Annotated in this window: 18 protein-coding genes; 12 read left to right on the top strand and 6 right to left on the bottom strand. The window is 60.7% G+C overall.

Annotated elements, in window-relative coordinates:
- Positions 1-21 precede the first annotated feature (21 nt).
- Positions 22-636 carry a general stress protein gene (locus I6E81_RS10320; RefSeq protein ID WP_197107362.1) on the top strand — a complete coding sequence of 205 codons (615 nt, stop codon included), beginning with the start codon at positions 22-24 and terminating at the stop codon, positions 634-636.
- A gap of 86 nt (positions 637-722) precedes the next feature.
- On the opposite strand, the gene I6E81_RS10315 is transcribed toward I6E81_RS10320, so the two are convergent.
- Together I6E81_RS10315 and I6E81_RS10310 are read right to left on the bottom strand one after the other, a co-directional pair.
- Positions 723-2201, bottom strand: a complete 1479-nt coding sequence (locus tag I6E81_RS10315) for an aminopeptidase P family protein (RefSeq protein WP_197107361.1) — start codon at positions 2199-2201, stop codon at positions 723-725.
- A gap of 96 nt (positions 2202-2297) precedes the next feature.
- Positions 2298-3311, bottom strand: coding sequence for an endonuclease/exonuclease/phosphatase family protein (locus I6E81_RS10310; RefSeq protein ID WP_197107360.1), 1014 nt, complete (start codon positions 3309-3311; stop codon positions 2298-2300).
- A 33-nt stretch (positions 3312-3344) separates the two neighbouring features.
- Here I6E81_RS10310 and I6E81_RS10305 point away from each other — a divergent pair, with 33 nt between their 5' ends.
- A complete protein-coding gene (locus tag I6E81_RS10305) occupies positions 3345-4211 on the top strand; it encodes a PHP domain-containing protein (protein WP_197107359.1) in 867 nt (288 codons plus the stop codon).
- A gap of 58 nt (positions 4212-4269) precedes the next feature.
- Positions 4270-5442: a MalY/PatB family protein gene (locus I6E81_RS10300; RefSeq protein ID WP_197107358.1), complete on the top strand. Its 1173-nt coding sequence runs from the start codon at positions 4270-4272 to the stop codon at positions 5440-5442.
- On the opposite strand, the gene I6E81_RS10295 is transcribed toward I6E81_RS10300, so the two are convergent.
- Positions 5439-6143, bottom strand: a complete 705-nt coding sequence (locus I6E81_RS10295) for a TetR/AcrR family transcriptional regulator C-terminal domain-containing protein (protein WP_307784142.1) — start codon at positions 6141-6143, stop codon at positions 5439-5441. The genes I6E81_RS10300 and I6E81_RS10295 overlap by 4 nt on opposite strands.
- An 84-nt stretch (positions 6144-6227) precedes the next feature.
- Here I6E81_RS10295 and I6E81_RS10290 point away from each other — a divergent pair, with 84 nt between their 5' ends.
- Complete coding sequence (locus I6E81_RS10290; RefSeq protein ID WP_197107356.1) at positions 6228-6965, top strand: NAD(P)-dependent oxidoreductase; 738 nt, start codon at positions 6228-6230, stop codon at positions 6963-6965.
- A gap of 56 nt (positions 6966-7021) precedes the next feature.
- On the top strand, positions 7022-7975 hold the full coding sequence (locus tag I6E81_RS10285) for an L-lactate dehydrogenase (RefSeq protein WP_197107355.1): 954 nt from the start codon (positions 7022-7024) through the stop codon (positions 7973-7975).
- Here I6E81_RS10285 and I6E81_RS10280 read toward each other — a convergent pair.
- Positions 7964-8698 carry a hypothetical protein gene (locus I6E81_RS10280; protein ID WP_197107354.1) on the bottom strand — a complete coding sequence of 245 codons (735 nt, stop codon included), beginning with the start codon at positions 8696-8698 and terminating at the stop codon, positions 7964-7966. The genes I6E81_RS10285 and I6E81_RS10280 overlap by 12 nt on opposite strands.
- Before the next feature lie 420 nt (positions 8699-9118).
- On the opposite strand from I6E81_RS10280, the gene I6E81_RS10275 reads away from it, so the two are divergent.
- From I6E81_RS10275 to I6E81_RS10245, 7 genes are read left to right on the top strand one after another with little or no spacing between them, the layout of a single operon-like run.
- Positions 9119-10768 carry an ABC transporter substrate-binding protein gene (locus tag I6E81_RS10275; RefSeq protein ID WP_197107353.1) on the top strand — a complete coding sequence of 550 codons (1650 nt, stop codon included), beginning with the start codon at positions 9119-9121 and terminating at the stop codon, positions 10766-10768.
- Entirely contained in the window at positions 10765-11742 is a 978-nt protein-coding gene (locus I6E81_RS10270; RefSeq protein WP_197107352.1) for an ABC transporter permease, read from the top strand. Before I6E81_RS10275 ends, I6E81_RS10270 begins: the two co-directional genes overlap by 4 nt.
- Positions 11742-12611 (top strand): ABC transporter permease, encoded by an 870-nt coding sequence (locus tag I6E81_RS10265; protein WP_197107351.1) that lies wholly within the window; start codon positions 11742-11744, stop codon positions 12609-12611. The genes I6E81_RS10270 and I6E81_RS10265 overlap by 1 nt, the downstream gene beginning before the upstream one ends.
- A complete protein-coding gene (locus I6E81_RS10260) occupies positions 12608-14287 on the top strand; it encodes an ABC transporter ATP-binding protein (RefSeq protein WP_197107350.1) in 1680 nt (559 codons plus the stop codon). Before I6E81_RS10265 ends, I6E81_RS10260 begins: the two co-directional genes overlap by 4 nt.
- Positions 14284-15390: an FAD-dependent oxidoreductase gene (locus tag I6E81_RS10255; RefSeq protein ID WP_197107349.1), complete on the top strand. Its 1107-nt coding sequence runs from the start codon at positions 14284-14286 to the stop codon at positions 15388-15390. Before I6E81_RS10260 ends, I6E81_RS10255 begins: the two co-directional genes overlap by 4 nt.
- Positions 15390-16163, top strand: a complete 774-nt coding sequence (locus I6E81_RS10250; RefSeq protein WP_255529058.1) for a transcriptional regulator — start codon at positions 15390-15392, stop codon at positions 16161-16163. Before I6E81_RS10255 ends, I6E81_RS10250 begins: the two co-directional genes overlap by 1 nt.
- Entirely contained in the window at positions 16160-17347 is a 1188-nt protein-coding gene (locus tag I6E81_RS10245) for a MalY/PatB family protein (protein ID WP_231604131.1), read from the top strand. Before I6E81_RS10250 ends, I6E81_RS10245 begins: the two co-directional genes overlap by 4 nt.
- On the opposite strand, the gene I6E81_RS10240 is transcribed toward I6E81_RS10245, so the two are convergent.
- Positions 17336-18067 carry a transcriptional regulator gene (locus I6E81_RS10240; RefSeq protein WP_197107347.1) on the bottom strand — a complete coding sequence of 244 codons (732 nt, stop codon included), beginning with the start codon at positions 18065-18067 and terminating at the stop codon, positions 17336-17338. The genes I6E81_RS10245 and I6E81_RS10240 overlap by 12 nt on opposite strands.
- A gap of 54 nt (positions 18068-18121) precedes the next feature.
- Positions 18122-19621 carry a DEAD/DEAH box helicase gene (locus tag I6E81_RS10235; RefSeq protein WP_197107346.1) on the bottom strand — a complete coding sequence of 500 codons (1500 nt, stop codon included), beginning with the start codon at positions 19619-19621 and terminating at the stop codon, positions 18122-18124.
- Between the last annotated feature and the right edge of the window lie 86 nt (positions 19622-19707).

The raw sequence follows: 19707 nt of genomic DNA, 5'->3' as shown, positions 1-19707 counted from the left end.
CCTGCATGGGAGAATGAACCGATGAGTAACTTCAGTGGATTTTCCCGCCGCGCACCTCTTCAGACGAGCGTGCCCCGCGGAGACGTACTTGGCCGGTATGCCAGCTACACCGACGCCCAAGCCGTAATCAACCAACTAGCCAAAGCAGAGTTCGATATCAAAGGCGTCGCGATCGTCGGTCGTGAGCTCACGACCGTCGAAGTGGTCACTGCACGCCTCAGTTATGGTCGTGCCGCACTCTCCGGTGCCACGAGCGGTGCCTGGCTCGGACTCTTCTTCGGACTGATCTCCACGATCATTTCGCCGTTCAGCACGCAGCAGATCGGCATCTTCTTTGCCGCTATCGTGGCCGGTGCTGGAATCGGCATGATCTTCGGTGTCGTCAACTACTCGATCATGCGCAAGCGTCGCGACTACGCGGCGAGCTCTCAACTGCTTGCCGAGCACTACGACATCATCATCGCTCCCGGCCTCACCGCCAAGGCTCACACAATTCTGGGAACGGCTGCCAGCGCGCATGGCGTACACGCAGCACCGCACGTGCCGACTCCCTCAGGAACGGTCGAGAGCAGCGAGAGCACAGAGTCGGATGCCGAAGGCTCCGATACCGAACGCTCAGACAAAGCCGCCAAATAGCGGGCAGGCGCCGCTTACTCGCAGTGCTGCGGTCTCGCAGTGCTGAGGCGGCGCGCGCCGCGATTGGCTGACGCGCGCCTACACAACTAGGAGCGGGCGATCCACGCTTCTACGGCATCCGCTGTTCGTGGGATGTTCACCGACAGGTTCTCGGCACCGTCTTCGGTGACGACGATGTCGTCTTCGATGCGCACGCCGATGCCGCGGTATTCCTCGGGAACGGTGAGATCGTCGGGCTGGAAGTAGAGGCCGGGCTCGATCGTGAAGACCATACCGGGCTCCAGCACGCCATCAAGGTACATGTCGCGACGGGCTGCAGCGCAGTCGTGCACGTCAATGCCGAGGTGGTGGCTTGTGCCGTGCACCATGTAGCGGCGGTGGAACTGCTTGTCAGCCTGCAGCGACTCTTCGGCGGAGACAGGCAGGAAGCCCCACTCGGCGGTCTTCGCGGCGATGACCCGCATTGCTTCGGCGTGGATGTCGCGGAACTTGATTCCGGGGCGCACGATAGCAAACGCCGCATCTGCCGCTTCCAACACCGCGTTGTATACGCGACGCTGCACCTCGGTGAAGGTGCCGCTGATGGGCAGGGTGCGCGTGATGTCGGCCGTGTAGTAGCTGTCGAGCTCAATACCGGCGTCGATCAGGATGAGGTCGCCGGCATTGACCGGACCATCGTTGCGGGTCCAGTGCAAGACGCACGCGTGCGGGCCAGAAGCGGCAATGGTGTCGTAGCCGACCGTGTTGCCCTCGGCGCGGGCGCGACGGTTGAAGGTGCCCTCTACGAGGCGCTCGCCGCGGGTGTGCTCCACGATGGCGGGCAGGTCAGCGATGACGTCGTTGAAGCCCATCTGCGTGGCATCAACGGCGGCGCGCATTTCGGCGACCTCGTAGGAGTCCTTGACGAGGCGTAGCTCGCTGAGGTCGCGGCTCAATTCGTCGTCACCGTCATGCTCGAGAGCTTCAGAATCGGCGGCGAGCAGACGGCGGCCATCAACCTGGTCGGTGACGTCGCGGTCGGCGTCGCGCACGATCACAGTCGAGGCGTCGACGCTGTCGAGCACTGCCTCAAACTCCACCAACGGGAGAGTCGCAAGGCCGAGATCGGTGGCGACGTTGTCGAGAGAGGGGCGCGGTCCGGTCCAGAACTCTCCGACATCCGGGTTCGCGTAGAACTCACTCGTGTCACGGCCTGCAGTCGGACGGAAGTACAGGGTGGCCGAATGACCATCAGCGGTTGGTTCCATCACGAGCACACTGCCGGCAACAACATCCGAACCCCACCCGGTGACGTGCGCAAAGGTGGAGTGGGCGCGGAACGGGTAGTCGGTGTCGTTGGAACGCACCTTGGCGGCACCTGCCGGAATGATGAGGCGCTGGCCGACATGAAGCTGCGAGAGGCGCTCGCGGCGGGCAGCAGCAAAAGCAGACTGCTCGCGGGGAGTGACCTCGGCGTCAACGCGCTCAGCCCACCCCGAAGAGATGTACTCAGCGAAGCCCGAAGACTGCGGAGTTGTAGAACGGTTAGAGGTCGCGCGGGGGCTGGGTGTCGAAGTATCTGCCATACCTCTAGTGTCTCTCGTTGCACGGTAAAACGCACTATCGAGAGGGTCCCTCAGTGTTCGCCTGATTGCGGGGTAGTCGGCGCTCAGGCTGGGCGGCTACTGAGTGCGAGAGAGTGTCGCGAGAATAGGGCGGTGGTCACTGCCGAACCCATCATGAGACTCGACTACGCGCATCCCCGTCGTGGTCCACTCGCTGGTGGACATCACATGATCGATGGGAGCACCCAGGAGCGACGGCAACTGGGTCGGCCAGGTGCCGATGGCGGCGTTATCGGTCGTGGACGCGGCATCCGTGCAACTACCGAGCGCAAAGTCTGCGCCATCGGTGAGCGACGCGTAGTGGTCGAGGGTCGAATTGAAATCCCCAGCGAGGATGACATTGGTTGCGCGGCACTGTTCGGCCAGCCAGTCGAGGTCGGTGCGCCAGTTCGTCATCTCGCCTCGCACGGGGGCGACGGCGTGCACGGCCACAATCGTGGGATTGGCGGGGTCTTGAGGAATCGCTACGACACTCGGCAGCGTTGACGTGGTGCGCGCCTGCAGGTCTACGTCGTATTCGCCCAGAGCAACGCTGATGAGCACGGTTGTTGATCGCGACTTCGAGATCTGGTCGTAGGCAACCGTGTGAACCCACATCGGTCGGTCGGCTGCTGCCATCAGTTGGGCAATCTCAAAGCCCAACTCTCGGGTGGTTTCGGGCAATGCCACGATGTCGGCGTCATTTTCTAACGCGAGGTCTGCAATCGCTTCGGCCCCGGGAGCGTCGCCGAGAGTGTTCCACGACAACACGGTCACGTCGCCTTCTGCTTTCGTCTCGAAGCCCGGGCTGCCGAACCCGCGAGTCGCCAACACCACAAGAGTGAGCGCGCTAAAAGCGAGAGTGACCACAGCGAGGGATGCCGCGAAGCGGTGCATCCGCGCCGACAAGAGTGCAATGAGCGTCAAGGCCAGCACAGCGATGAAGGCTGCGGCGGCGCTGAGTCCGCGCAACGAAACCACCTGGGCAATGCCAACCGTCTGCTCAAGAGAGAACAGTTGTGGCCAGGCCGCGACAATAAGGGCGGCTGCGGTGGCGAGTATAAAGATCGCCGCAAGAAAGCGTTGAATCATAGCGACCTGAGCCTAGAGCAATAGGCTTGCATAATGCTCAACACACCGATCGACCTGCACACTCACAGTGCCGTGTCCGACGGTACCGAAACGCCAACCCAGCTCGTGCGGTCCGCCGCTCGCGCTGGGCTCGGAACGGTAGCGCTCACCGACCACGACTCCACCGCTGGCTGGCAGGAGGCGATCTCTGCGGCATCCGTGTCGGGAATCAACGTGATTCCGGGCATGGAGTTGAGTACCAACTTTGGGCCAGCAAGCGTTCACGTGCTCGCCTATCTGTTCAATCCGCTCGATCGCACCATCGTGACCGAAACGGCACGCATTCGTGATGGTCGGCTTCGTCGTGCCGAGCGCATTGTCGAGAAGATTTCTCTCGACTACGACCTGACGTGGGATGACGTGCTCGCCGAATCGTCGGACGGCACAACGCTGGGGCGCCCGCACATCGCTGACGCACTCGTGCGCAAGGGGCACGTCGCCAACCGCAGCGCTGCGTTCGAGAGCATCCTGCACTGGCAGGGCGGGTATTACGAGAAGTACTATGCGCCGACTCCGCTCGAGGGCGTCAAGATGATCGTCGCTGCCGGGGGAGTGCCCGTGCTCGCGCATCCGGCCGCCCACGGAAAATACCGCTCAATGGATGACGCGGTGATCCGCGAACTCGTCGACAACGGGCTCTTCGGGCTCGAGGTTTATCACCGCGACAATACCGACGATGGCAAAGAGTGGTTGCTCACCGTCGTCAAGAAATTTGGTCTCGAAATCACCGGCTCGAGCGACTACCACGGAGAAGGCAAGCCCAACCGTCTGGCCGAGAACACGACTGATCCCGAAGTGCTCGACAAACTTATTGCCCGTGCGACCGGTTCGAAGCCGTTCATCGCGGACACCACTCCCTAACGACTGCGTGGCCCCACAGGCCAGCGCACACGCATCACCCCGCCGAGTAGGAGACAGCATGACCAGCAACGCCGAACAGTGGAACGCCCTCACCCCCGAATTGCTCCGCAGCCGAGGCAGCAACAAATGGACTGCACCCGAAGGTGAACTGCTGTGCGCCGGCGTCGCTGAGATGGACTTTGGCACGGCACCTGCTGTGCTCGACGAATGGGCCTCGATCGCCGAGCGCCTCGAGTTCGGGTACCCGAATGAGTCAGTTGCTCTTGAGATGAGCGCGGCAACCGCGAAATGGCACCGAGAACAGTACGGCTGGAAAGTGGATGCCGCCGACGTTCACCCGCTCCCTGACGTGCTTAAAGGGCTAGAGCTTGCCATCCTCGAGTTCAGCAAGCCTGGTGCGCCGGTAATCGTGCCGACGCCCGCGTACATGCCATTCCTCATGCTGCCGAAAATGTTCGGCCGCGAGCTCATTGAGTCGCCCATGCTGCGCGGCGAAGACGGCAGTTTCTCAATTGACCTCGACGACGTAGCTCGTCACTTCGCTGCGGGCGCGAACCTTTTCGTTCTCGCTAACCCCGGCAACCCCACCGGCAAGGTTTTCACGGCTGATGAGTTGTCGGCGCTCGCCGATGTCGCCGATGCTCATGGGGCTCGTGTCTTCAGTGACGAGATCCACTCGCCGCTCACGCTGTTCGGCACGAAGCACGTGCCGTTGGCGAGCGTCTCGGATGCCGGAGCACGCGTTGCGATCACCGCGACCAGCACGTCGAAGGCCTTCAATCTGCCCGGGCTCAAGTGTGCCCAAATCATCCTGAGCAACGACGCCGACCGCGCGCTGTGGGAAACGATCGGCTGGATGGCGTCACACGGTGCCAGCACCCCCGGAATGCGCCTCAACACCGCCGCGTACCTCGGTGGCGAGCCGTGGCTCGGCGAAGTGCGCGAGTACATAGAAGGCAACATCGAGTATGCGCGGGCGGCGCTCGCAGAACTGCTGCCGGAGGCACGCATGGCTCCGATGCAGGGCACTTATCTGGCCTGGCTCGACTTGCGCGCCTACTCGGACGAGCCAGAACTGGCGGAAATGCTGGCGGAGAAGGCGGGCATCCGGGTCAATGGTGGTGTCGGCTACGGTGCGGTGGGCGCCGGTCACATCCGGGTGAACCTGGCGACGTCGCGCCCCATTCTGGAACGCATCATTGCGCAGCTTGCTGCGGCGATGATGGCCTAGCGCGTAGCGACCGCCTCGCCCCAGCCGGGGAGGGGCAGGCGCTGTTCGAGTGAATCGAGGATGAGGTCGAGGCCGATCTCAAATTCGTTGGCGTAGCTGTAGCCGGGCAGCATCGCGTGGCCAACGGCCATTTCGGTGAGGTGCGGAAATTCGCCTGCCGGCATCTCGGTGACGATTCCGTCGGCGACTTCGGCGAGCTCCTCAGCCGTTTCGAAGGGCAGGCTGAGTTCTTGCAGCACGAAACCGTAGATATAGCTGTCGAGCGCGGAAAAGGCATGGGCAGCACCGGCAATGGAAAAACCGCCGGCGCGCAGGGCGCCGATGACGGCATCGTGGTGACGAAGCGTCGAAAGACCGGGGTCTCGGCGTGAATCCATGAGCCCGATGGCCCAGCGATGGCGCACGAGCACGTTGCGGGTGGAGACGGCGCGGTCGTTCATGGCCCGCCGCCAACCGTGTTCGGTGGTGGGGAGTTCGATTTCTCCGAAGACCAGATCGACAAGGCCCGTGAGGATCGCATCCTTGTTCGGCACGTGGTAGTAAATCGACATCGCTTCTACGCCGATGCGATCGGCGAGTTTGCGCATCGTGAGAGCGGCGGAGCCCTCTGCATCGGCAAGCTCGAGGGCGGCGGCGAGCACGGATTCGCGCGTGATCGGGGGGCGCTTCTTGGCGGTGCGCGTTCGGCTCTTGTCTGCCACTCGGCTGCTCCTTGTCGTAGGGGGCATTGACTATCTTACTTCGTAAGGTAATCTTACGGCGTAAGGTTCATTCGAGAGGAAACCATGACCAGCTCCGAAAACAGTCGTCCAGCAACCCCGGCCGCACGCCAGCGCGTGTGCATCGTTGGCATCTCCGGCAAGCTCGGCCAGTATTTAGCAGTTCACGCACTTGAACGCGGTTATGAAGTCGCGGGAGTGTGCCGCCCGAAGAGCGTGACGAAGCTTGAACACTTCGGCGACCGCATCACCGTTATCCAGGGAGCGACCTCCGACCGCGCTGTCGTTGAGCGAGCGGTCGCGGGCTGCACCGCCGTACTGACGGTTCTTGCGCCGTGGGGCGTGCGGGATTACTCGTCACGCACAGCGCAAGCCGTCATGGATTTCGCTCCGGCTGGGGCACGACTGATCTTCTCGTGCGGCTGGCATGTGAGAGCGAGTGCAGCCGACGTTTATTCGCGACGCTTCCTCGCGACGGTGGCCATCGCATCCTGGCTCGCGAAGGCGGTGCGCGCCGTCGACATCGCTGACCAGACCCGCGCCGCAGAACAGATCTTCGCGAGCAACACGCAGTGGACGCTCGTGCGAGGCAGCGATCTTGAAGAGGGCGAGAGCGAGGGCCTGCCCGTCTGGAGCTCCGCCGTCGGTTCGCCGATCTTGGAGAGTAATCTCACGCGCCGCACCGATTTTGCCCTCTTCATGGTGGAGGCAATCACTAATGACGCCCTCATTGGGCAAGCGCCAGCGATTGTCGGATGCCGCAGCGAGTCCGCCCTCGCGTACGCATCGGCCGCCCGCGCCTAGCTGGTGCCACGGCCAAGGCCGCGACCGGCGCAGGGCAGTCGTGGGACACTAATCGCATGAGCCTTGTCGAGAACTCAAAGCTGACCATTGTTGGAGCCGGAAGCGTGGGGGCTAGTGCCGCCTACGCTGCGCTGATCAGAGGGTCGGCCCGCCAGATTGCGCTGTACGACATTGCCACTAAAAAGGTGGATGCCGAAGTGCTTGATCTTGCCCACGGCACTCAGTTCACCGGGTCGAGTCAGATTATGGGCGGGAGCGACATCTCGGTCGTGAAGGGCTCGCACGTTGTGGTGATCACCGCTGGCGCGAAGCAGAATCCCGGCCAGTCCCGCATCGAACTTGCTGATGTCAACGCGCGCATTATCGGTTCGATGATGCCGCAGCTGATGGAGGTCGCCCCCGACGCGATTTATGTCATCGTGACCAACCCCTGTGACGTGCTCACGGTGCTCGCGCAAGAGCAGTCGGGCCTGCCGCCGGAGCGTATTTTTGCGTCTGGCACTGTGCTCGATACCTCGCGACTGCGCTGGAAGCTTGCCGAGCGCGCTGGCGTCTCACCTTCTAGCGTTCACGCGTCGATTATTGGCGAACACGGTGACTCAGAGTTTCCGCTGTGGTCGCGCGCCACCATCGGTGGCGTGCCGATTCTGGAATGGCAACGCGACGGCCACCCCCGCATGACAGAAGCCGAGCTCGACGAGATCGCCGACGGTGTCCGTAACGCCGCCTACAAAGTCATCGAGGGCAAAGGCGCGACGAACTATGCGATCGGGTTATCGACCGCCCACATCGTGGAAGCGATCCTTGGTGACAAACACTCCGTCATGCCGGTTGCTCCCGTGCTCACTGACTTCCATGGACTCAGCGGTGTCGCACTGTCAGTGCCCTGCATCGTGAGCGCAGCCGGGGCGGCACCGATCAAAGAAACCACCTTTAGCGAGACTGAGTTGCGCCTGCTCACCGAGTCGGCGAACACGCTTCGTGGTGTCGCTGACTCGCTACGACCGTAGAAGCGACCTCGCCCGCGAGCGCGACCGTGTCCGAGGCTTCGGCGATGCCGTAGTGGCGGTGGCCTCTGCGGCAGTGTTGGCGACGAGCATCCGGCAATCATCGATGGCACCCTGAAGCAGCGCTTTGAGCCGCGCGTCAGCGCTGGGGGAGCACGCGTAGGCGATGCCAATGACGGACGTGCGGATGATCGACTGGGCCATTCGCGTCACCTCACGACTATGGCGCGCGCGATGATCGCTGGGGCACTCCGCACTGAACGTGCGTGCCCAGAACTCAGCCGCTGGGGCTTGCGCGAACGCGAAGGCAACCGCATCTTTCAGATCGTCGTGGGGGAGGGGCTCGAATGCAGCCAGTTGCGACTGTGTCGAGAGGATGCCAACGGCAAGAGCACGCTGACGTCCTTCACTGGCGATCGGCAGAGCGGTCGTTGCTGCACGCAGCGCGATACGAAGCGCCAGGCGTGGATCGTCGCTTGTGACGCCAATCACCGACGGAATGAGCTCCACGAGCTCAGAGCGGTCGTGGTCGGCGGTGCAGTCGTTCACGAGACGCGCCAGAAGGGCCAGCGCCGGATGAGTGCACGAAGGATGATCGCTCCATTTTTCGCCGGCAAGATAGGAGGCGAACTCCATGAAGCAGCCGCCCCGGCGGGGAGTGCGATGGCGCCCGGCAGAGAGAACGGGCATGAAATCTGGTGAAGAGTTCTTCTGTTGCACCGGCATTGTTCTCCTCCTTCGCTACCGTGCGCTGAGGAACATTTTTTCTATTGTGCGCCTGTTGCGGCGAGAAAACCAGAGTCATTGTCGATGGCATCGGGCGTCCTCAGCGGACGCGAGCGGTGGGCGGTGAGAATGGCCGGACGTAACAGTTGATACGCGTGTTTTGAGGTGATTACCGTCGTTTTTTGGTTTTCGCCGATATCAATAATTACTCAACACCGTGTTGCATTTTTGCGCTAAAACCTGCAGAGGTTTCAACTATGTTTCAGGCACCTCCACAAATTGTTGCTTAAGTTACTTTCTTGTTGCGTGCTTCAACAGCTATTGCAAGGCCTCCACTGTTTGTCATAACGTCGCCTCCAACGCGCCAATGATGCCCCGTTTCTTCACATCCCGACCTGGAGCCGACCCAAGGAGACATCGATGTTGAACACACCCTCGAGGCGCACAATGCGTCTCGTCACGAGCGGGGCAGCAGCCCTCGCGATCACGGCGGGACTCGTCGCGTGCAGTGCAGAAGAAAGCACGACTGCGAGCGGGGGAGAACCCGTTTCGGGCGGGACCCTAACTTTCGCCTCGAACGGCGACACCGATTGCCTCGATCCGCACCAGAGCGCGGCGGACCTAGCGGCCCTCTACTCTCGCCCCATCCTCGACTCCCTCGTGAGCCTCACTGACGACGGAGAGGTTCATCCCTGGCTGGCTAAATCGTGGACGGTCTCGGATGACCAACTGACCTACACGTTTGAGCTGCGCGACGACGTGACTTTCACCAATGGCGAGAAGTTTGATGCCGCTGCGGTCAAAGCGAACTTCGATCACATCGTTGACCCAACCACAGCATCCGCACTCTCAGCCGGATATATCGCACCGTTCGTGGCGGCAACAGTCCTAGACGACTACACCGTGAGTGTGGAGTTCTCATCTCCCTTCAGCGCATTTCTCCCGTCGGTTGCTACCGCGTACTTCGGGATGGAAGCGCCCGAGACGCTTCTGCAAGATCCAGGGGAACTCTGCAAGGTAATCGTGGGCACCGGCCCCTTCATGAGCGAGACGGGATATGTGGCTCAGCAGGGCATTACATACCTCAAGAACCCCGATTACAACTGGGCTCCGGAAACAGCCAACCATCAGGGCGCTGCTTACCTCGACGAGCTTGTCATGACGATCGTTCCGGAAGATTCTGTGCGACTTGGCTCACTCTCGAGCGGAGAAGTCGATGCGATCGCGAGCATTCCACCGGTGAATGTGGAAGCGCTCGAGGCGGACTCCAACCTCTACACCGATAGCGCTGCGGCGCCAGGCGGAAACTACAACTACTTCCCCAACACAGAGATGGGCGTATTCGCAGATATCGATGTTCGCGAAGCATTCCGCATAGGTATTGATTTCGATACGCTCGTCGGCTCGGTCTACTTCGGTGCTTTCGAACCAGCGAACTCACCCATTGCACCGAACACCGCCTACTACGACCCCTCGCAAGAGTCCTCGTACGAATATGACGCGGATGCAGCAGCGAAACTGTTGGACGACGCAGGCTGGGTGATGGGCGCTGACGGTGTTCGAGTGAAGGACGGCGAGAAGCTCGCGATCCAGATGCCGATGATCTCCGGGGCACGCGAACAACGGGACACGCTCGCTCAGCAGGTGCAAGCGGAGGCCGCCAAGCTCGGCTTTGAGATGGTGATTGAGTCCCAAGACCTCGGTAGCTACGTCGAGGCACTCGGGAGCGGCTCTTACGATCTCATCGAGATCAGCTGGCAGCGGTCGTCACCCGATGTCCTTCGCACACTATTCGACAGCGCCAACATCCCCGATGGCGGCTTTAACACCGCGTTTTCACGATACACATCACCCGTGATTGACGATTCGCTGTCGGACGCGCTCGCCACGCTCGACCCGGATGAGCTCACCGATCTGTATGGCACAGCCCAGCAGGAAATTGCGGATCAGGTGTTGGTATTCCCGCAGTACGTTTTCTCGTACATTCTCGGAGCCTCGAACTCTGCGCAAGGGATCGAATGGGAACCGCAAGCGTTCCCGATCTTCTATGACGCTTGGAAATCCGAATGACCGTTTCGACACCCGTCGAACTGATTGTGGCGGCTCCGGGACGCAAGTCCCGGGGCCTCGCCCAAGCAATTGCTCGACGCATTGGAATCGCGGTCATCGTGATTTGGGGAGCGATCACGGCATCGTTCCTCGCGTTGAAATCGATGGGCGGGGACCCAGTGCAGTCCATCGCGGGTGGTGTGGTGCAAGTTACTCCAGAGCTACGCGAACAGATCATCGCGAAGTATGGGCTCGACGATTCATTTTTCCAGCAGTATCTGAGCTATCTCGGTGGTGTGCTGCAGGGTGATCTCGGTACTTCGTATGCGCTACGCCGCCCCGTGGTCGACGCGATTGCGGAACAGCTCCCCAACACCATGACGCTCCTGATCACCGCCACAGTATTCGCCGTTGCCGTAGCTTTCATCGTCTCATTGACGACCGCTCATCGCGGCAAACGAGTGCGCTCTATTTTTCAAGCGTTGGAGTCGATCGGTGTAGCGGTACCGGCCTTTTGGTTGGGCATCATGCTCATCACCATTTTCTCCTTTGGTTTGAGGATGTTTCCCTCCACCGGGGCGAACGGTGTGGCCGCTCTGGTGCTGCCAAGCATCGCGCTCGGGCTCCCCGTTGCTGCCACCTTGAGCCAGGTGATGCGGGACACTCTGGAGAAGACTCTGGATGAGCCGTTCATCGTGACAGTCCGCGCACGCGGTGCAGGGGAATTTGTGGTTCGCGTGCGGCATGCACTGCGTCACAGCCTTGTCTCGGTGATCACTCTGGTGGGGTGGCTCTCAGGCACTCTCATTGGCGGGGCGGTCGTAGTTGAGCAGGTGTTCTCTCGGCCGGGAATCGGGCGAATGATCTTCTCCGCCGTTCTCAATAAGGACATGCCTGTCGTGCTCGGCATCGTGATCGTAGCGGCTGTCTTCTACGTCATTGTCAACACTGTCATTGACCTGCTCTACCCAATTATTGATCCGAGGCTCCGATAATGACGACACTTGCTTTGAAGCCGACTGTTTCGAACTCCATCCGCGAGGTATGGCATGCAATCGCTAGGGCGCCTATCACTGTGGTGTTATCGGCGCTTATGCTCGCCTTCTTCGTCCTCGCGGCGGTGTGGCCAAACCTGATTGCACCGGGAAACCCGCTCGCAGCGGACCCTCTCCAGACGCTCAAGGCACCGAGTGCAGCGCACATCCTCGGCACCGACGAAAACGGTCGCGACGTGTTTACCCGCATTGTTCACGGTGCGACCCCATCGCTGTTGACCGGTCTTGGTGCCTCCGCGCTCGCGCTTATTGCAGGAACTCTGCTAGGCGTGATTGCCGCGCAGGGCGGAAAATGGGCGGATGCCGTAGTCATGCGTTTCGTTGACATTCTGCTGGCAATTCCAGGACTGCTTCTCGTGCTCGTCATCATTGCGGTGATGGGCAAGGGCACGCTTAACGTCATCATCGGCATCGCGCTTTTCTCCGTGCCGGGTTACGCGCGCCTAGTGCGTTCAGAGATCATGGTCATCCGTCGTTCCGGTTACGTCGATGCGTCAGTGTCGCTGGGCATTCCGCGATTGCAGATCGTGATGCGGCATATTGTGCCGAATGCGATTCGTCCCGTGCTTATCCTCGCCACAATCGGCATCGGATCGGCGATCGGCACGGGGGCGACGCTTAGCTTCCTCGGGCTGGGCCCGCAGCCACCAGCTCCAGAGTGGGGTGCAATGTTGGCGTCCAGCCAGAGCTACTTCTCCGTGGCTTGGTGGGCGGCGCTCTTCCCCGGCCTAGCGATCACCGCTGCGGTGCTTTCGATCACCGTCCTTGGTCAATATCTTCAACGTCGTCTCGATGGGAGAACAGCATGACGAATACAGTCTCGAAGTTGGAAGATGCCGCTCCTCTCGTCGATGTGCGTCAATTGCGGATCGCATTTGGCGAGGGAGAAAAACGCGTCGAAGTTGTCCACGGAATCGACTTTCATATCGCCCGTGGTGAGTGCGTTGCGATCGTAGGCGAGTCTGGTTCAGGCAAGACAGTTACAGCACGCAGTCTCATCGGGCTCACAGGTGCTGGTGCCGTGGTCACTGCCGACGAGATCGCCGTCGGTGGGCGGAGCATCATGGCGCTCAACAACAAGCAGTGGCGAGAGCTGCGCGGAGTCGAGGTGGGTCTGGTGCTGCAGGATGCGTTGGTCTCGTTTGATCCGCTCCGTACCGTCGGAAAGGAAATCTCGGAACCGCTCGAGCTCCACAAGACAGTTCCGTCAGCGGAAATCGAGGAGAAGGTGATCGAGCTGCTTCGGCAGGTTGGCGTTCCCGAACCTGAGTTGCGCATGAACCAGTACTCCCACCAACTATCGGGAGGGCTCCGTCAGCGGGCGCTCATCGCATCAGCAATTGCAGCGAATCCTGCGCTGATCATCGCCGACGAGCCCACAACGGCGCTCGACGTCACCGTGCAAGCTCAAGTCCTAGAGCTGCTGGCGGCGCGCAAGCGGGAGAACACCGGCATTCTGCTTATCAGCCACGATCTTGCGGTTGTTTCGCAGGTCGCAGACCGGGTGTACGTCATGCGCTACGGCGAATTTGTCGAAGACGGGCCAACGGCTGAGGTTCTGAACAATCCCCAACACGAATACACCAAGGCGCTCCTGGCCGCCGATCCTGTAGAACATGCGAAGGGCACTCGGCTCTCGATCCAGGTCGGTGAGACTTTGGTTCAACCTCGTGCCGAAATCTCCAGTGATGTTGTACTGAGCGCTACGAACCTCGTGAAGAGTTTTGGCGATCGCACCGTTGTTCATGGTGTCAGTTTCGACCTTCACCGCGGCGAAACGATTGGCATTGTCGGGGAGTCAGGTTCTGGCAAATCAACGACGGCCCGGATGGCGCTAGCGCTTGACGAGCCAGATAGTGGCAATGTGTCGCTCGATGGCTGTCCATGGTCGGGGATTCCAGAACGGCAGCGCCTCGCTCGGCGACCGCGAATGCAGGTTATCTATCAGGACCCGCTGAGCTCGTTCGACCCGCGTTATAGCGTGAGCCAACTTCTCGGTGAGACCCTCGCGAGGATCGACCATCCGCGCTCGGATCGGAAGGCGCGGAAGCTGGAACTGCTGGATCTAGTCGGTCTCACGTCGAGCATGTTGGAGCGTCAACCTCTTCAGATGTCTGGTGGCCAACGTCAGCGCGTTGCGATCGCTCGGGCGCTCTCAATGCGTCCCGAAATAATTGTGTGCGACGAGGCAGTGTCGGCGCTCGACGTGTCAATTCAAGCGCAAGTCCTCGACCTTCTTGCCGATCTGCAAGCAGAATTTACGATGTCGTACCTCTTTATCTCGCACCACCTCGGCGTAGTTCGTCACGTTAGCGACCGCGTTCTTGTCATGAAAGACGGCTGGGTAGTGGAGCAGGGCGATGTCGACGACGTATTCGAGCATCCACAACATCAGTACACCCAAGAACTGCTGGCGGCTATTCCGCGCATCAGCAGCGTCGCCGAAGCAGCGGCAGCACCGCAACAAAGGAGAACTGCATCATGACTCAACATGTCGACACCGTCGTAGTCGGGGGCGGAGCGATGGGCTCATCAACCGCCTGGAATCTTGCGCGACGCGGGAGGCCCGTTGTCCTTCTAGAGCGTTTCGCCCCAGGCCACAAAAATGGGGCTTCGCATGGCGCGACGCGCAACTTCAGCACGGGGTATGTAGACGAGGTGCACAACTCAATGATTCATGAGTCACGACGGCTCTGGAATGAACTCGAGGATGCAACCGGAGAAACCCTTCTCGATGTTATTGGCACCGTCAACCATGGCGGAATTGATGTGACGCGAAACGATTGGTTGAGGGAGCACGGCGTTCCCGTTGAAATGCTTGCAGCCGAAGAAGCCCACGAGCGGTGGCCGGGCATTCGATTTGCTACTGCGGTGCAGTACATGCCGGAGGGCGCCCGGGTGCGGGCAGATGCTGCCGTGGCCGCGCTTCAGCAACAAACGGCGGCGCTAGGTGGCGTGGTGAAACACAACACCGAGGTGCTCAAGATAACCGTGCTCTCAGACGACGCGGTGGAAATCGTGACGGGTGACGAAACCTATATTGCGAAGACCGTCGTCGTAACGGTGGGCGCGTGGACAACGAAACTGTTGGGCGCAACAATGGCCCTTCCACAACTAGTCGTCACCCAAGAGCAGCCTGCGCATTTTCAACAACGGGATATCGCAACGCCGTGGCCGAGTTTCAATCACGCGCCCATCGCAGGTGACTCCGATTACGACTACTGGTACTCGCCCATCTACGGCATGTTCACCCCAGGAGAAGGAATCAAGGCCGGTTGGCACGGCGTTGGTCCGGTGACGGATCCTGATTTGCGCAGTTTCGTTCCGGAATCAGTGCAACTCGCCGCGCTACAACGCTATGCGCGTGACTGGCTGCCCGGCACGGACCCAGACGATTTCATTGCGATCAGTTGCACCTACACGACGAGTCCCAACAGCGTATTCGTGCTCGACAGGGTCGGACCAATTGTAGTTGGTGCGGGGTTCTCGGGCCATGGGTTCAAGTTCACGCCGAGTGTGGGGCGCATTCTTGCTGACCTCGTTGATGGCACGTCACCTTCTGCGCCGGTTTTCTCGCTGGCTCGCTAATGAAAGTGGATCGCGCCAGAAGTGATGATTATGAATCCTCGGCATCACACGAACTGAGCGCAGACGGAGAGCGGGTTCTCGAACTGTTTGCAGGGCTTGTTGAGCCGCTCTGGCGGAGCTTGAGCACAGATAGCGAAGTGGTGCTGCACGAGATCCGTTTGCTGCCGAATTCCGTGGTTGCTATCGCAGGCACGGTGACGGGGCGGCAAGTGGGCGACCCCGCAACTGATTTGCTCCTTGAGCAGCTACGGAATGTTGACCGGGTGCAGAACAACATCGATTACCAGAGTGTATTGCCCGATGGTAGGCGGTTGCGTTCCTCCACGATGATTGTGCGGGACAGCGGCGGTATCCCGGTTGCTGCGCTGTGTATCAATACCGATATTTCGGATTGGCTCACTGCGCAGGAGCAGGTTGATGCGATGGTGTTGGGGCGTGCATCATACGCACGTTCTCGACCGCCAGCGCGGCTCGAGAGTCCCGCCGTTCCTGCCGGGGAGAGGGGGAAGTCGGAGCGGGGGGAATCATTCCCTCGCAGTGTCGACGAACTGGTGTCGGAGCTAATCGGAAGCGCGATTGAGAACACCGGTGTCCCCGTCGAACTTATGAAGAAGCAACACAAGCTGGCCGTCGTGGAGCAGCTTGAGGCACGTGGCCTCTTTCTCCTGAAGGATGCCGTCGAAGTCATCGCCGTAGCGCTCGGTGTGACTCGCTTTACTATCTACAACTACCTCAACGAACTCGCTGCAGCGGGAAAGAGTGAAAAATCATGACGATGACCAACCCGATTAGTCCATTGGCCGCCCAATGGGATGCGACCAGTATTGATGAGCTCGTCGCACGAGGCAGCGCCAAATGGAGCCTAGAACCCGGTGTGATCGGAGCGTGGGTGGCGGAGATGGATTTCGGTACCGCACCTTCGGTTATTGAGGCGTGGCGAACATCGGAACGGCGTCTCGAATTCGGCTACCCGCCCGCAGCGTTAGCCGCGGATATGTCGGCAGCGACCGCCCAGTGGTACTCCTCGCACTATGGCTGGGACGTTGACCCCGAGGACATCTCTCCGATTGCGGACGTTATCAAAGGCCTTGAGCTGGCGATCGTGGAATTCACCGCACCCGGCGGCGCGGTTATCGTGCCGACACCGGCATACATGCCGTTCCTCTTTGTGCCGCCCGCCCTCGGGCGAGAGGTTATCCAAGTGCCCATGTTGACCGATGAGAACGGGCTGCTGGTGCTCGATTTGGAGACGATGGCGACGCACCTCGACGGTGGGGCGAATCTCATCATCCTGGCAAACCCGGGTAATCCCACGGGGCGTGTCTATACAGCGGCTGAGCTCACCGCGCTCGCCAACCTCGCGGATGCCCACGATGCTCGGATCTTCAGCGACGAGATCCACGCCCCGTTGACGTTGTTTGGCAACCGTCATATTCCGCTCGCGAGTGTGTCAGACGCAGCCGCGCGTGTCTCCATCACTGCTACATCCGTGTCGAAGGCATTCAATCTTCCTGGGCTCAAGTGTGCGCAGATTATCCTGAGCGCTGACGCCGACCGCGAGAAGTGGAAAACGATTGGATTTATGGCCAGCCATGGGGCGAGCACGCCTGGTATCCGAGCCAATACGGCGGCGTATAAAGACGGCGCACCGTGGCTTGATGAGGTAACACGCTACCTCGAGTCGAACTACCTAATACTCAAGGATGCGCTCGCTGCACAGCTGCCGGATGCCAAGCTGCTACCGCTTCAGGGTACCTATCTGACGTGGGTTGATTTCAGCGCCTATGAAGTTGCTGGTGAGGTCGGCGAGGTCTTGCTGGAAAAGGCAAACGTGAAGCTCAACAGTGGCCCCGCATTTGGCGAAGGATACAACGGTTTCGTACGGTTGAACATAGCAACGCCGCGGCCCGTGCTCGAAACCATCGTTGATCGAATCACGCAAGCGTTAACTGCCTGAGGGCCCGTCGGCGTCCCCGTGTTCGTTGCCGGGGGCGCCCTCGAGCTCGTTCAAGTAGTTGTAGATCGTGAAGCGGGTCACTTCCAGTGCGCCGGCGACGGTTTCGACTGCGTCCCTCAGTAGGAACATGCCACGCTCGCGAAGGCGGGCGACTACGGCGAGCTTGTGCTCTTTCTTCATCAGATCGACCGGAACCCCTGCGCGGGCGATGGTATCAGCGATGAGGTGATCGGCCAGCTCTTCAACGTCGTGTGCGAAGCGTTCGTTCGAGCCTGTCCCCAGGGTCTCTGCGGTGGCGGGAACAAGCGGGAAACCGCTCATCTCTGACACCAGGTCGCGTAGTCGTTCCCAAGCGCCGAGATCAGAATTGACGCACAGGGCGGCTACTGGTTCACCCCGCGAATTTCGAAAGATCGTCGTGCTCGACGTTAGCTGTCGGCCATCGGGGAGCACCGTGGAATAGCCCTGAAGAAAGTCCCGTGAGCTCCCACTTGCCACGGTTTCGAGGAGAACATCCGTAGCGGGATCGCCAACGGCACGACCGGTGACGTTTCCAGCAACGGCAACGATGGACTCGGGCAGTTTCGCGATCTCGTGGAGCACCACTTCGGCCGTACCTGGCACGATCGGCGTGATGGTGCGCACAACGTTCTCAAGCATCGTGATGATGCTCGCGTTCTCGGCGACAATCCCGACTTTGGGCGTTTCCTTTTCGGCCATAACTCTTATTCTGCGTGACTCCGCCGCTAATCGTGGCGATTCTCGTCGTTTGTTCTACGCGGTCGGAGGCGCAGTGGGTGCGCCTTCGTTTCCGCCGCGACGGCGACGCGTGCGCTTGCGACGGGCGGGGGCTCCACCATCGTGGGTGCCGCCGCCTTCGGGGCGGACGTTGTCGTCAGCCGCGCGTGCGCTGGAAACAGAATCGCCCTCGCTCGAGCGTGAACGCGCATTGGAGTCGGAACCCGATCCAGAGCGCGTGCGGTTGCGGGGAGGACGTGATGAGTCGGTTGAACGCTGTGATCCGCGGCCACCGCCTGAGCCTGATCCCGAGCCCGAAGCAGCGCCACTGGTGCGCACAGCCGGAGCGTGCGAACCAGGAAGGCGGCCCTTGGTTCCCTCAGGAATGTCGAGGTCGGAGAAAAGGTGCGGGCTCGACGAGTAGGTCTCGGTCGGCTCGGGGATGCCCATTTCGAGCGCCTTGTTGATGTGCGTCCACTTGAGCATGTCTGCCCAGTCCACGAACGTGACAGCAACACCGGTCTTGCCGGCGCGACCGGTACGGCCAGCACGGTGCAGGTAGGTGTCGTGGTCGTCGGGGATGGTGTGGTTGATCACGTGGGTGACGTCGTTGACGTCGATGCCTCGTGCCGCAACATCCGTCGCGATAAGAATGTCTTTCTTGCCAGCCTTGAACGCAGCCATGGCGCGCTCACGCTGCTCTTGGTTGAGGTCACCGTGCACGGCAGCAGCGTTGAAGCCGCGGTCGTTCAGCTCTTCAACAAGCTTGGCAGCAGCACGCTTGGTGCGCGTGAAGACAACAGTCTTGCCGCGACCCTCCGCCTGCAGGATGCGCGCGATGACCTCGTCTTTGTCGAGGTTGTGCGCGCGGTAAACGACGTGCTTGATGTTCTTCTGCGTCAGGCCCTCGTCGGGGTCGGTGGCGCGGATGTGGATGGGCTTGTTCATGAAGCGACGAGCGAGAGCCACAATCGGGCCGGGCATCGTTGCCGAGAACAGCATCGTGTGACGAGTAGGAGGCGTCTGCGCGAACAGCTTCTCGATGTCGGCAAGGAAGCCGAGGTCGAGCATCTTGTCTGCCTCATCCAAGACCATCACCTTGATGTCTTTGAGCGAGAGCATGCGCTGGCTGGCGAGGTCGAGCAATCGACCAGGAGTGCCGACGATCACTTGGGCGCCGGCCTTGATCTGCTCGACCTGACCTTCGTAAGCTTTGCCACCATAAATGGCAGCGACCTTGGTTGAGCGGTTGGATGCCGCGAGCACGAGGTCTTCAGCTACCTGAACACAGAGTTCGCGAGTCGGCACCACAATGAGTGCCTTTACTCCGGGCTCGGGATCTTTGCCGAGCGACTGCAGCACGGGAAGCCCGAAGCCGAGTGTCTTACCGGTACCGGTCTTAGCCTGACCGATGATGTCCTGGCCTGCGAGGCCCATAGGAATGGTTTGAGTTTGGATCGGGAACGGTTCGATGATGCCCTTGGTGGCAAGAGCATCGACCATGTCCTGATCGATATTGAGTTCTGAAAAAGTCACGTATGAAGCCCGTCTAGGTGCGATGCGCCCTTTTTGACCTGGGGCGCCGGACCCCCTCCTGAGTCGGGGGGATGCCCGTAGTTTAG

Source organism: Salinibacterium sp. NG22 (assembly GCF_015864925.1).
Lineage (GTDB): Bacteria > Actinomycetota > Actinomycetes > Actinomycetales > Microbacteriaceae > Rhodoglobus.
The sequence above is the reverse complement of the archived record's forward strand: the minus strand, read 5'-3'. Positions and strand labels throughout refer to the sequence as shown.

Bases quoted from the DNA above. Each gene is read 5' to 3' on its own strand.
- I6E81_RS10320 (WP_197107362.1), top strand. From the start codon at position 22: ATGAGTAACTTCAGTGGATTTTCCCGCCGCGCACCTCTTCAGACGAGC.
- I6E81_RS10315 (WP_197107361.1), bottom strand. From the start codon at position 2,201: ATGGCAGATACTTCGACACCCAGCCCCCGCGCGACCTCTAACCGTTCT.
- I6E81_RS10310 (WP_197107360.1), bottom strand. From the start codon at position 3,311: ATGATTCAACGCTTTCTTGCGGCGATCTTTATACTCGCCACCGCAGCC.
- I6E81_RS10305 (WP_197107359.1), top strand. From the start codon at position 3,345: ATGCTCAACACACCGATCGACCTGCACACTCACAGTGCCGTGTCCGAC.
- I6E81_RS10300 (WP_197107358.1), top strand. From the start codon at position 4,270: ATGACCAGCAACGCCGAACAGTGGAACGCCCTCACCCCCGAATTGCTC.
- I6E81_RS10290 (WP_197107356.1), top strand. From the start codon at position 6,228: ATGACCAGCTCCGAAAACAGTCGTCCAGCAACCCCGGCCGCACGCCAG.
- I6E81_RS10285 (WP_197107355.1), top strand. From the start codon at position 7,022: ATGAGCCTTGTCGAGAACTCAAAGCTGACCATTGTTGGAGCCGGAAGC.
- I6E81_RS10280 (WP_197107354.1), bottom strand. From the start codon at position 8,698: ATGCCGGTGCAACAGAAGAACTCTTCACCAGATTTCATGCCCGTTCTC.
- I6E81_RS10275 (WP_197107353.1), top strand. From the start codon at position 9,119: ATGTTGAACACACCCTCGAGGCGCACAATGCGTCTCGTCACGAGCGGG.
- I6E81_RS10270 (WP_197107352.1), top strand. From the start codon at position 10,765: ATGACCGTTTCGACACCCGTCGAACTGATTGTGGCGGCTCCGGGACGC.
- I6E81_RS10265 (WP_197107351.1), top strand. From the start codon at position 11,742: ATGACGACACTTGCTTTGAAGCCGACTGTTTCGAACTCCATCCGCGAG.
- I6E81_RS10260 (WP_197107350.1), top strand. From the start codon at position 12,608: ATGACGAATACAGTCTCGAAGTTGGAAGATGCCGCTCCTCTCGTCGAT.
- I6E81_RS10255 (WP_197107349.1), top strand. From the start codon at position 14,284: ATGACTCAACATGTCGACACCGTCGTAGTCGGGGGCGGAGCGATGGGC.
- I6E81_RS10250 (WP_255529058.1), top strand. From the start codon at position 15,390: ATGAAAGTGGATCGCGCCAGAAGTGATGATTATGAATCCTCGGCATCA.
- I6E81_RS10245 (WP_231604131.1), top strand. From the start codon at position 16,160: ATGACGATGACCAACCCGATTAGTCCATTGGCCGCCCAATGGGATGCG.
- I6E81_RS10240 (WP_197107347.1), bottom strand. From the start codon at position 18,067: ATGGCCGAAAAGGAAACGCCCAAAGTCGGGATTGTCGCCGAGAACGCG.